Source organism: Hymenobacter sp., from assembly GCF_036387835.1.
In the GTDB taxonomy this organism is placed as follows: domain Bacteria; phylum Bacteroidota; class Bacteroidia; order Cytophagales; family Hymenobacteraceae; genus Hymenobacter.
In genome coordinates, this window is sequence record NZ_DASVSY010000047.1 from 1 (window position 1) to 12,036 (window position 12,036).

9 protein-coding genes are annotated in these 12,036 nt (G+C 56.7%); all 9 read right to left on the reverse strand.

What is annotated here, in order from left to right; all coding sequences use genetic code 11:
• Window positions 1-168 precede the first annotated feature (168 nt).
• Window positions 169-402 carry a hypothetical protein gene (locus tag VF639_RS09600; protein WP_331145677.1) on the reverse strand — a complete coding sequence of 78 codons (234 nt, stop codon included), beginning with the start codon at window positions 400-402 and terminating at the stop codon, window positions 169-171.
• A gap of 122 nt (window positions 403-524) precedes the next feature.
• Window positions 525-875, reverse strand: a complete 351-nt coding sequence (locus VF639_RS09605; protein ID WP_331145678.1) for a TonB-dependent receptor plug domain-containing protein — start codon at window positions 873-875, stop codon at window positions 525-527.
• Between the two features lie 160 nt (window positions 876-1,035).
• Window positions 1,036-3,519: a TonB-dependent receptor gene (locus VF639_RS09610; protein ID WP_331145679.1), complete on the reverse strand. Its 2,484-nt coding sequence runs from the start codon at window positions 3,517-3,519 to the stop codon at window positions 1,036-1,038.
• Between the two features lie 283 nt (window positions 3,520-3,802).
• The gene (locus VF639_RS09615; protein WP_331145680.1) at window positions 3,803-4,300 is read right to left on the reverse strand and encodes a MarR family winged helix-turn-helix transcriptional regulator; all 498 of its coding nucleotides are present in this window, start codon (window positions 4,298-4,300) and stop codon (window positions 3,803-3,805) included.
• A gap of 377 nt (window positions 4,301-4,677) precedes the next feature.
• Window positions 4,678-6,549 carry a M1 family metallopeptidase gene (locus VF639_RS09620; RefSeq protein ID WP_331145681.1) on the reverse strand — a complete coding sequence of 624 codons (1,872 nt, stop codon included), beginning with the start codon at window positions 6,547-6,549 and terminating at the stop codon, window positions 4,678-4,680.
• A gap of 138 nt (window positions 6,550-6,687) precedes the next feature.
• Complete coding sequence (locus VF639_RS09625; RefSeq protein ID WP_331145682.1) at window positions 6,688-7,602, reverse strand: metallophosphoesterase; 915 nt, start codon at window positions 7,600-7,602, stop codon at window positions 6,688-6,690.
• A gap of 101 nt (window positions 7,603-7,703) precedes the next feature.
• On the reverse strand, window positions 7,704-8,813 hold the full coding sequence (locus VF639_RS09630) for a Smr/MutS family protein (protein ID WP_331145683.1): 1,110 nt from the start codon (window positions 8,811-8,813) through the stop codon (window positions 7,704-7,706).
• A gap of 416 nt (window positions 8,814-9,229) precedes the next feature.
• Window positions 9,230-10,642: a SusD/RagB family nutrient-binding outer membrane lipoprotein gene (locus VF639_RS09635; protein WP_331145684.1), complete on the reverse strand. Its 1,413-nt coding sequence runs from the start codon at window positions 10,640-10,642 to the stop codon at window positions 9,230-9,232.
• Between the two features lie 142 nt (window positions 10,643-10,784).
• Window positions 10,785-11,816 carry a hypothetical protein gene (locus tag VF639_RS09640; protein ID WP_331145685.1) on the reverse strand — a complete coding sequence of 344 codons (1,032 nt, stop codon included), beginning with the start codon at window positions 11,814-11,816 and terminating at the stop codon, window positions 10,785-10,787.
• Window positions 11,817-12,036 lie beyond the last annotated feature (220 nt).

Below are 12,036 nucleotides of genomic sequence, written 5' to 3' on the forward strand. Positions count from 1 at the left end.
TAGCCGAGAAATGTAGCATACAAGACATATAACGACTTTAGTTTTGCACAATTTTCTATACTCAATTTGCTTTACTCTTTTAATAGCTCTAATAAATTGCCAGAACAGAGGTCGGGACCAGCAAATCTAAAACAAAAAGGAACGCTCAACTGAGCGTTCCTTTTTGTTTTAAGACCATTTCCACCAGCCGCTGTGGCGGTGCTGATAGGGAAAATGAGTAGCAGCTTCATCGGCGGCGCGCAGAATCTGGTGCAGTCCTGCACGGGTTTGGCTGCGGTGGGTTTTCCATTTCAAGCGGATGAACTCGCCCGAAGGAGAGTTATAGCGCCAGTTGTCATGGAAATAGCTGATGCGGTTGCGTTGCCGGGCAGTCCAGGCCCAACGTTTTTTTGGTTGTTTCATTTGAATTGTAGGTTAATACCTACAATTCGTGGCAAGTAGAGAAGTGGCGCTTCATGGGTAACTTGAACTGAGTTGGTAGTTCAGGAGAAGCAAAAATTAGGAACACGATGATGCCTTACGTCTCACTTAACCAAAGTAACAAGCACAGCGCCATTGAGCGCGCGGGGGCCATACATGGCACTGGCCTTGCTGTCTTTTACGATGTCAATTTTCTGAATCTGCTCTGGTGCCAATGTTCTAAATCTCTCTTCTGACACAGGCACTCCATCCACAACATATGAAGGCGGATTCTTTGACAAAGAGCATACTCCGCAGGGAGCATTGGTGATAATTTTACCTGCCCAAACCGTTTTCTCCCCGATACTATAGGATGACTGCTGATCAGATAGCCGAGGAATTCCCTGCGCTTTAGAGCTAATAGCAACACCTAGGAGGCTGGCGAGCAGCGAGGCACGTAGATTCAGCTTACGCATGGCGGTAGAAGTTGTGGAGGAGGTAAGATACAACTTCCTCTACGTGAATCATTTCGAAATGGAGTAAAGATGAACTGTCATTCCGACGCAGGAGGAATCTGAGTAAAATAGTAGGAATAAATAACTCAGATTCCTCCTGCGTCGGAATGACAGTTCCATTCTAGCCGGCGCGGCGTTTCTCGTCTTCGGCGCCGCCTTGGCGGCGGCGGGTGGGCGCTGCTTTCTCGTTGCCGAAGCGGTAGGAGAAAGAGAAGGTGGCTACGCGTGAGTCGCCGCGCTGGTAGAAACGCTCGACATAGTTGTTGTAGGTGGACGTGGCCCGCGTGACGCCGGTGTAAAAAATATCGGTGATGTTGAGCTTGAAGGTGGCTTTCCGCTCCCAAGCCGATTTCTGGATGCCCGCGGCTACCTGCCCTTGGGGCCGCAACCGGAAGAACCCGTACACCTCCGGCGACTGATAGCTACCGGTCAAATCTATCGTCCAGCCTTTGCCGAGCGGGAAGGAACTGTTGGAATTGACGTTGTAGGCGGCCTTGCCCGCGTTCAGGTTGGTGCCGGCGAGGTTGCCGGTGAAGTGGTTGTAGTATAGCACTACGTTGTTGTTCATGGTCCACCATTTGGCTATTTCCAGCGGGGCGTTCAGCGTGAGGGCCACGTATTGCTGCTGCCCTAGGTTTTGGCTGGTTGACACCACGGCCCGGCCTCCGTCCGGCGCGGGTTGCACGGTGCCAATGATGGGGTCGGAGGTAATGCTGTAGCTCACACCAAGGCTGTATTTCTGCTTGTAGGTGTGTGTCAGCTCGAAATTGTAGCTGGTTTGGGGGCGCAGGTTGGGGTTGCCCGCGCCGTAGGTGGTCGCATCAATGTAGGAGCGGAACGGGTTGAGCTGTCCATACGAGGGCCGGTCGATGCGCCGGCTCAACGACAACGACGTTTCGTGCTTGTCGGTGAAGGTGCGCTTGAGAGCGGCGCTTGGGAAAAACTGGAAGTAGTTGCGGTCGAAGCCCTCCTCCGGGTTTTCAGGGCGACCCGTCACGTTGGTTTGCTCGCCGCGGAGGCCGCCTTGCAGCGTCCAGCCGGGCATCGTGTAGTTCACGTTAACATAGCCCGCGTTGATGTTCTCATCATAAATGAAAATGTTGGAGCGGCGTGGGTCGCGCACCAGCCCAATACCATCAGGCCCCGGCACCCGGAACAGCACATCATTGTCGGAGTGCACCCAACTTACCTTGCCGCCCGCCTCCAGGCGTAGCTGCTTGCTGATGGGGTGCGTGTAATCGGCCTTTACCGATTGAATAGTTAGCGCGCCCTGCTGATTGCCGTCCAGGAAATCGGTGGAGTCTTTGGGAAAAAAGTACAGCGTATTGAGCTGTTGCAGGCGGCGGCGGTCATAGTGGGCGTAATCGGCGTCGGCGGTTAGTTCGCGCGCACCGGCCGAGTCGGTGGCGAAGGTGTGGCGCAGATTAAGGTTGGCAGCCACGTTGGAGGTGGTAAAGGTCTGGTCGTTGGTGGAGCGGTAGCGGCTTTGGGGGCCGCCCAAGGCGTTGAGCTGCTCGGAGTTGTTGGTGCCGTCCTGCACGGTGTTGTACTGCTGCCCATTGACGGTGCCGCCCACTACCGTATTTTCGCCGAGGTTGTAGTCGAGACCCGCTTTCCAGGTGTGGGAGCGGCTGAGGCTGCGGCTGAAGTTTTCTTGCAGGGTGCTGCCTTCAAACTGCTTCTGCTGGTCGGGGTAGCTGAAAAAGTCGCGGTTGATGGTAAGAGCCCCGAAGTTCTCCCGGTCGCCGTAGGAGTAGCTGCCAAACAGATTCGCCTTTTTCTGGCGGTGATTGGCCGACAAGCCCGCAATGTATTTGCCGTTGCCGTAGCGGCCGAGGCCATAGCTGGCATTGGCGGTGCCATTGCTGCCCTGGCGTTGGTCTTTCTTGAGGTTGATAGCAATGATGCCGGCGCTGCCTTGGGCCTCATACTTGGCCGGCGGGTTGGTAATCAGTTCAATGCTTTTCACCTGGTCGGCGGGGAGGGCGCGCAGGTAATCTGCTAGCTCGGAACCGGTCATGGGCTGGCGCTTGCCATCGATGAGTACCATCACACCCTGACGGCCTTTCAGAGCCAGATTATCGTTGCCGTCCACCGTGACGCCCGGCGAGCGGCCGAGCACTTCCAGCGAACTAGCTCCGGCGGCCAGCGTGCTGCCTTCCACGTTGACAATGGTACGATCGGCGAGGCGCTCGAACATCGGTTTCTGGCCTACTACGGTCACTTCTTTCAGATTGGTGGCGCCGCTGGCTTGCAGCGTGAGCGTAGGCAGCTTCACCTCCGCACCGGCCACTTCAAACGGCGCGCTCCAGCGCCGCACAAATCCCACCTGCGAGGCCAGCACCAAGTACCGGCCCGCTGCTACTGGCGCCAACCGGAAACCGCCTTTATCGTCGCTGAACTCTGATTTTACGACCATCGAATCGGCGGCTCGGTGCAGCGTGAGGGTGGCAAATGCTACCGGTTGGCCCGAGGCTTCCTGCACCGCACCAGTTACCGCAGCAGTGCTCTGCGCGCTGGCCATAGAAGCAGAAAGAAACCCAACCAAAGAAAAGATTCCGAAGGACATGTGCAGCCGTAGCCACAGGAAAGAAAGTGTTTTCATGGGTCAGAAGTGTAGGCTATGTTATTGGAATACAGGGTTAAGCGCGTTAAAGAAGGAGCCGGCAGTAAAGGGCGCAAAATGCTTGCTGAACACGTTGGTGACAGTAGAGCTAAAACTCGAACAAGGAAGGGTAGCGGGTCCGGAACTGCTGCTCCAGAGGCAGCGGTTGGAGGGGCGGGTAGATTACTGAGTGTGTACTACGAAACTATTCGTACAAATAAATACGAAACATTTCGTAGATGCAAGTCGGGCTATATATTTTATTGCTGAAAAGGAATTCATTCTAGGAGCTATGCTGTTCCGAGGCTTCCAGAGTGATGACTGGAGCTGCTGTGGCTGCAGTTTGAGAGGCCGCCACACAATTACTATAAATGCGTTCAAGCATCGGGCGCATTAGCGCCAAATCTTCTTCTGAAAGACCGTCCAGGGCAATAAGACGGTTGTTGAGTACCACGGGCTGCACCGCATCCAAAGTTCGTAAGCCTTCTTCCGATACCCGCAGGCGGCTGCGGCGGCCGTCGTGGAGGAGGGGTTCGGCGGCTAGCAAACCGGCTTTCAGCAGCAAGCTTATCATGCGGGCCACTGAGGCTTGGTCTTTTAAAACTCGCTCGGCTATGTCGGTCTGCGTAAGGTCGTCGTGCTCCTGAATCACGCGCAGCACCAACCACTGGTCAATGGTAATGGCAATGCCTGCTCGGTCAATATTCGCCTGCGCCAGCTTGCGGTATTGACGAATTGCTTTGTCGAGCGAATAGAAGATGATATTGGAAAGCATATGCATAAATCGGTTTACTAAATGATAGATGTATGATATATCATGGAAGTTGCCTAAAGCTGGAAATATTTTTCAGAAAATGGCAAAACAGTGCTGGAAGAAGGCTATCTAATCGGGCTTTTTGCTGCTCCGAAAAACAGTTATGCTTTATCTGGCATCTGCGCAGGCGCAGCGGGAATTGAAGCATCTGGCGTGCTGCCGTTATAATGGTAACCGTCATGCTGAGCGAAGCCGGAGGCGCAGTCGAAGCATCTCGCTCGTGTGGTAGAATCAATGATGAGGCAACGATGCGAGCGAGATGCTTCGACTGCGCTCCGCTGCGCTCAGCATGACAATAGCACTACAACGGCAGCGTATTGCCCTTTGTCTTTTACCCGAACAGCTTATTTCACCTCAAAAACGTTATCCGCTTTGTTCTTCTCGGGTACGTAGGTACTGCCTAGCACCACTTTCGTCATAGTTCTTTTGGTGGGCACTGGCACGGTTACGGTGGTATTGCCGGACTGCCAGACGGCAACGGTGCGGTGAATTTTCTCGGTGGTACCGTCCGCAAACGTGACCGTCAAATCGATAGGAACGGGCTTGGTGCCTTTAGTGGTAACCAAAATATCGTAGCCGGGGCCTGACTTGGTGACGCTGATTAGGGCGAGGTCGGGGTAGCCGTCGTCGAAAAACCAGCGCTGCCAGAACCAGTTCAGGTTTTGGCCGGCGCCAGTGTTCATGGAGTTGAAGAAGTCATAAGGCATGGGGTGCTTGCCGTGCCAGTTCTGGATGTAGGTGTGCAGGGCTTTCGTGAACAGGGCGTCGCCAAGTAAATCCTTGACGTAGAGATAGCCAAGGGCTGGCTTGGGGTAAGAGTTCAGGAAAAACGCGCCGCCGTTTTGCAGGGTGCTAAGCGTGGTGATGGGCACGTCAAACTCCTGGCCGGAGCCGCGGGCGTAGGGCTCAATGCCGTAGTCATCGGCAAAGCCTGGCTTGATTAAAGCAGAAATTAGCCACTCGCCGATGGTGGCCCACCCTTCGTCCATCCAGCCGTACTTGGTTTCGTTGGTGCCCATGTAGAACGGGAACATGGTGTGGAAGACCTCATGGTCGGTGAGGGTGATGGCGTCGTCGCGGGTGGCTACGGGGTTGTCGTTCACCATCATGGGATACTCCATCTGGTCGAGGCCATCGAACACGGTTTCGTGGGAGTAGGGGAAGGGCCACTTCGGGAAGGTGTAGCTCATGGCCTCCACGGTTTGGCGGTTGAACTGCACCACTTCCTCGAAATCCTTGTGCTTGGGGTTGTAAGCAGCATCGACGCGGGTGCGGCGCTTGGTGGTGGGGTCTACTGCCAAGCTGCTGGCCTGCCACACGTAATGGTCGGCGGTGGCAAACACGAAATCCGTCACGTCCTGCGCCTCGAAGCGCCAAGTGTTTTGGGGGTTGGCGGCGGTGATGTCCTGCCGCTTTAAATCGTCGGGGCCGATGATGGAAGTGATGCCGTCCTGCAATTCGGCTTGCTGAATACGCTGGACGTATTTTGGGGAAAGTACTTGGGTGGGATTTTTCAGGTCGCCGGTGGCCCATACCACGAAATAACGGGGCACCGTAATGGCCGCCCGGAAGGTGCAGAAGTCGTTGTAGAACTCTTGGGAGCCGTTGTACTCGATGGTATTCCAGCCGTCGATGTCGTCGTAAACGGCAATGCGCGGAAAGAAATAAGCCACAAAATCAGCCCCTGGCTCTACCTCACCGGTGCGCGTGTGTGAGCCTTTGTTGAGAATGTAGGAGTAGGCCACGCGCACTTTTAGGCTGCCGCCGGGCGCCAGAGTTTTCGGCAGCTTCACGGGCATATTAGTGGCTTGAATCCGCAGCTTACTTACATCCTGCGCCTGCCCGGCCAAGCTCAGCGCCTCGATTTGCACACCCTCGCCGATGTCTTTGGGACTGATGCTACTGGCTCGGGGCGCCCCTTTCTGGTACAAGTTGGGATAGAGCTTGAACTGCAACTGCCGGAGTGAATCGGGGCTGGCATTCTGATACGCAATGTCTACGGTGCCCGCCACCCGCCGCGTAACGGGGTTGAAGCTGACGTTGATGTCGTACTCGGCAGCATTTTGCCAGTATTTCGGCCCCGGTGCGCCCGTAGCGGCGCGGGTACCTTTGGCATAGGTGGCCTGCAAGTTCAGCGGAACCGGAAGCTGCTGGCCTGAGCTACGCAGAATAGTAGTCAGAGCCAGAACGGCCAGAAGGGTAACGGGTAATTTCATGCTGCAAAGAGTTTCCGCAAAGTAACCAGACTTGCCGCCGGGGCTGCACGGCTGTCATTCCGACCAGCGGAAGGTATCCAAGTTAAGTCGTTCAACAGCTTTATTCAGATTTCTCCCGTTGGTCGGAACAACAGGCCTTCATACGCTCACCAGGCCCGCTGCTGTTAATTCCTGCTCGCCATTCCAGCGGTAGGCTACCAACTCGCCGCCTTTGGCTACGCTGTAGTCGAGGCAGACGGCGTGCGGGCCTAGAAGCTGCGGCGTACCGCGTAGCCAGTAATGGCCGAAGAACACAGGTATATCGTCCTGGTAGTGCCAAATATCGGTTAATACCTCTTGGTCTACGGGCAGCGAATTAAGGGCTTCAATGGGCTCCAGGAAGTACTCTTGATAAGTGCTGCCCTGCGGATTGCGCCACCAGCGGGTGCGCATTTTGGTACGCGTGTTACCGTCTTTGTCGTGGAAGGAAGTGCCAAGAGGTAAGTCCACTTCTTTGCCTTTAAGTGTGTCTTCAACGGCGTGGTACTCGGGCGTACCGCGTTGGGCGCTACGCAGCAGGAAGTCGGGGGTGAGGCGGGCGTCGGGGAGGTGCTGGCGCAGATACTGGATGTGGCGCGGGTCCCAACAGGCGTGGACTATGCGCAGGCCCGGCAGCTCCAGAAACAGCGGCAGCGTCTTGAACCACTCGATATAGTCCTGCCACAACTCCCAACCTTCCCGGCTGCTGAATTCTCGCAGCGTCTTTTCGTGCTGAAAAATGTTGCGCGGAATGTGCGGCCGTAAGTGCCCGCCCTGCGGATGCTTTTCGTGAAAGCAGATGGCATTGTACTCGTGGTTGCCCATCACGGCCAGCGCCGCGCCGCCGTCTACCATCGAGCGCACTATCTCCGACGTCTCCCGAATTTGCGGCCCCCGGTCCACAAAGTCACCCACGAAAATCACCTGCCGCGTCGGGTGTCGGTATAGGCCCTGTTGCAGTGTATAGCCAAGTTTCGTGAGCAACTGCTGCAACTCCGAAGCGTGGCCGTGAATGTCGCCGATAATGTCGTACATGGGGTATTATTCTGGCGGGGGACCTCACCCCCTGGCTCCCTCTCTTCTGTTCCGGGCATTAAGCGGCGAAGGGGGCCAGGGGGCAAGGTCTCCAGCAAGTCTTATTTCAGCCGGACTAGCGTGGCGCCGTAGCCGAACTTTTCTTTGCGGGAGTCTTCGAAGAATTTGATGTCCTTGTTGCGGCTGAGTAGCTTGTGAATCTCCTTGCGAAGTGTGCCGCTGCCCGAGCCGTGGATGAACACGATTTCGTGCATGTTGGTGGCCAGGGCCCGGCTCAAAGTATCCTCGAAAGCTTCGATTTGCAGCTTCAGAATGGCAGTGTTGGAAAGGTCCTGCGCGCCTTCCGGCTGCAGCGCCTCCAGGTGCAGGTCTACCTCGTGGGGTGGGGGCACAAGGGCTTTGGCTGGTTCCGGGGCCGGAGCTACGGCGGCGGGTTTGGCCGGGGCATTGCCTGTAAGCTGCGCCTTCAGAGTTTCAGCAAGCTTCTCGGGGGCAATAACAACGGGAGCGGCCGGCTTTTCGTCGAGTTGGAACAGGTAGGCTTCCTGCTTAAGCACGGGGGCTTCGCGGCGGCTGGTGTAGAAGCTGCCGGCCCGGAATTGTGTGCGTTTGGTGATCAGCTCGTAGGCCGTGGTGCCGTTTACCTGATGGGGGAGCAGTTGTACTACCACAGCCGGCCACTGGTCGAAATCCTTGAGGTGGAAATGACCGAGCGCGGCACTTACGGCCTTGGGCCCGAGCTTATCTGACGTTAGGCCGCGGTACTGCTCGCGCCGTTCTTCGCCGTAGGTGAATAGCACATCGGTGTCGGTGTTGTTGATGACGTGCACCGACAGCAGCTCCGGCGACTGATGACTTAGAGCCAGGTACAAGCCTTTGGGCGCGGGCTGGGGTACAGTAGCTTTGGGCGGGGTAGGCTGCTGGGCGCTACCGGCAGCTGGTGCCGTTGGCTGGGACATTGCCGGCTGGGCAGCTTTGTTGGACTTCGCCGCTTTGGCTGCTTTCGCCACGTCGCGCGGGGCCACGGGGCCTTGCGACATCGTTCCGAAAGCCTTCTGCTCGTCGGCGGCCACCACTACTACTTCGCGGCGCAGTACCGGAATCGTGAAATCATTATCAATGGCCACTTCTACCAGTTCGTCGCTGAGCATGCGGGTGATGATGCCCTGCTCGCGGCCGGTTAAGAGGCGTACTCTATCTCCTACATTCATATCGGTAAGGCAATGGGTGGGAATTCAAACAAAGAGCAAAAGTAGCGCGGAGTTAGGTGGTTTAGGTCGTGCTCGGGTATTCTGCTCGTTTTGGCGTGCTAAAACGCTTTTCACCCTAAGCTAAAGAGCGGGAAGCACTTTAGGGCTTACGTGCTTTACGGGTTAAGGCAACCCTTTTCAGCAAAAAAGCCCTGGCCAACTGACCTTGTCCTTACCCAAATCTTTTTCTGCCTTCCACAGGTAACACTAAGGCCCTTTTCTACTGGCTGACCCCATCTGAAAAGCGGCAAACTGGATAGGCAAGCGTGCAAAAACGCCCTTCCAGCCATATGGCCGGAAGGGCGTTCAAGTTTTGGGTAAGGACAAGGCCAACTGACCAGGGCTTTTTGGTATGAACTAGCAACGAAGAACACGCTCTATCGGTTTACCTCAGTAGGTTCATAGAGTGGCGGAATAGGAGTCGGCACATTAGGATTCGCATTGACCTCGTTTTGCGCAATCAGATAGCGCTGCGGAATAGATGGGGCATCGGTTCGCTTTTTGGGCACGCCGATGATATTGCCAGTGCGCCGAACGTCATTGAACGGCTCGATCTGCCCAACCAAGCTCAGATATTTTTCGGTTAGAATTTCCCGCAACAACGCGTTCTGCTGCGACTGGCCAGTATTCAGCACCCCGCCTGCTGCGAAGTTGGCCAGGGTGTAAGGTTGATAGGCAGTTTGTGTTTTGCCCCTGACTTTTGTGAAGCCTGCCCGGTACGGACTGCTAATGGTGTCTGAGTTGGTGGTACGCACCGCGTTGAGGGCCGTGAGCGAGCCATTCAGGTCGTTGGCGCGGGCCAGCGCTTCGGCCAGAATAGCTTGAGTTTCTACGTAGGTTATCAGCGGAAAATCAGCGTCCGAGGCAAAGACACCGGTACTGGTGTTCAGGTCTGCGGCTCCAGAGGAGCCACTCGAAGTATAGAAGTACTGGAAGCGCGCCGACTCATTGGTGAGAGCATTGCTATGTTGGCCTTGTAATAAGCCTACAGCATAGGCACCGGTTGCCGACAAGTAACCGGTGCGGTTGATTTCTACGAAGTCGTAATACGGGTTGGCGGTGGTGCTCACGGTGCCACCGTAGGGCATGAGCAGGTCGCCGGCCGGGCTGGCAATGCCGAGCCGGGCTTCCGTAGCGGCTTGCGCGTAATTCTTGGTGTGCAGAAAGTAGCGGGCCTTCAGCGAGTGCGCTACGGCCGTCCAGCGGGCGAGGTTGCCTTGGAAATAAATGTCCCGCTCTTCCGGGTTCACGCCGTTGCGACCAAGATTGGTGATGGCCGTGCTGAGCAAGGTTTGAACACTGTTGTAAACATCGGTTTGCCGGTCGAAGACCGGAGGCACGCCCGGCTGGAAGGCTTGCGAGTAAGGAATATCGCCCCACAGCGACGTGGCCGTACCAATCATCTGCGCTTCCAGCACCTGCGCAATGCCTTGCAGCTGGTAGTTCTGCACCAGCGCCGCCTTATCCGATACGATACGGGCGTTGGTGAGTACCAGCGTGTAGGTGCTGGTCCACATGTTGTCGTAGTCGCCGGCCACGGTGGTGTAGTTTTGCAACCCTTCGTATTGGCGGTCACTACCAGTGAAGTAGTCAGACCAGATGCCGGCCATGCGAGCCATTTCGCCGCTCAGCACAAAGCCTTCCGACACCTGAACGGCGGTTAGCTGTTGGTCGGCGGGGGCATCCTGGGCGGCATTGGGATTGACATCGTAGCCTTCAATTAGCTTGTCGCAGCTGCCAAGCGCTGCCCCAAGGGCAGCCGGCAAAAAGTAGCGGGCAGTTATTTTCATAGGATCGCAGACGAAAGAGTTAGTAGTTGAAGCGGATCGAGAAGATCAGCGACCGGGTGCTCGGGTTGTTGAAGTAGTCGAGGCCGCGGCCGTTCGACACGCCCGTCAGGTTGGTTTCCGGGTCTACGCCGGTGTAGTCGGTCTACAAGGCCAGGTTGCGCCCCGTCAGCGACAAATCCACCGACTGAAACTTGGTTCGCTCCTTGAACCAGGCCGTAGCCAGCGAGTACGTTAGGGTGATTTCGCGCAGACGCGTGTAGCTGATGTGCTCCACAAATTGTTCGGCTGGCCCAGTGAAACCGTTGCCGAGGCCGTTGCGGTACCACTGCTCGTCGAGCACCACTGGGCCCCCACCGAAATCGGCTATGGAACCCCGGATGGTATACGTGCCGTCGGGGCCAGGCTGATAGCGTTGGGCTACGGTCTGGCTGTTCCATAAGCGCAGCGTAGCGGCCTGGTCGGCGGGAATGGTGGTTTCCGTTTCAGTGTCGCGGGAAGTGCCGTACGAATAGAGCGCACCCTTCGTGCCGTTCCACACGTCGAGGTTGTTGACGTGGTCGAAGAGCACGTTCAGGCTGATGCCTTTGTAGGTTAAGGTGGTGCCGAGGCCGCCGCGCCACCGCGGATTAGGGTCGCCAATTACGCCTTCGGTTTCAGCCAGAGTCGGGAAGCCATTGGTGTCGAGAACGTAGCCACCCGTTTCAGCCTGACGGGCCCAGCGGGTGCCCCACAAGGCTCCCAGCTGCTGGCCCTGCACCGCCCGCGACGAAGTGCCCGTGAAACCCGTCAAGAAAATAGATTCCGCCCCCGACAAGCTCACCACCTCATTGCGGTTTAGCGAAAAGTTGGGGGCCACACTCCACACAAAGCCATTTTGCTGCTTGATGATGTCGGTTGAAAGGCTTAGCTCCAGGCCACGGTTCTTGATTTCGGCGGCATTAGCGCTGGTGGCCGAGAAACCAGTGGTTGGCGCCACCGGTACTGTCAGGATAGCGCCAGTGGTACGGTTGGTGTAGGCCGTGGCGCTGAATGTAAGCCGGTCTTGCAGAAACCGCAGATCCAGGCCGCCTTCCAGCTCGGTTTTGCGCTCCGGCCTGATTAACGGGTTGCCCTGTACCGACGACCGCACGAAACCACCGCCGTAGTTGGCCGCATCCAGGGAAGTGCCAGCCATCGGTAATTACGCTGGCATCGGCCGGGGCATAGTACGTGCGCGTGAGATACGGCGTGGGCTGTACGCCTACGCTGCCTAGAGCCTGTGATGGACTGGTGGGGAGAAAAACGCCTTTTGCCAGCAGGAGTGTGACGCAGGCCAGGAAATGGAACTGCGGCAGGGTGAGGGCCAGCCGTTCGTAGTCGCGAGCCAAGCGGCGGAAGCAGGCGCCCCAGCCGAA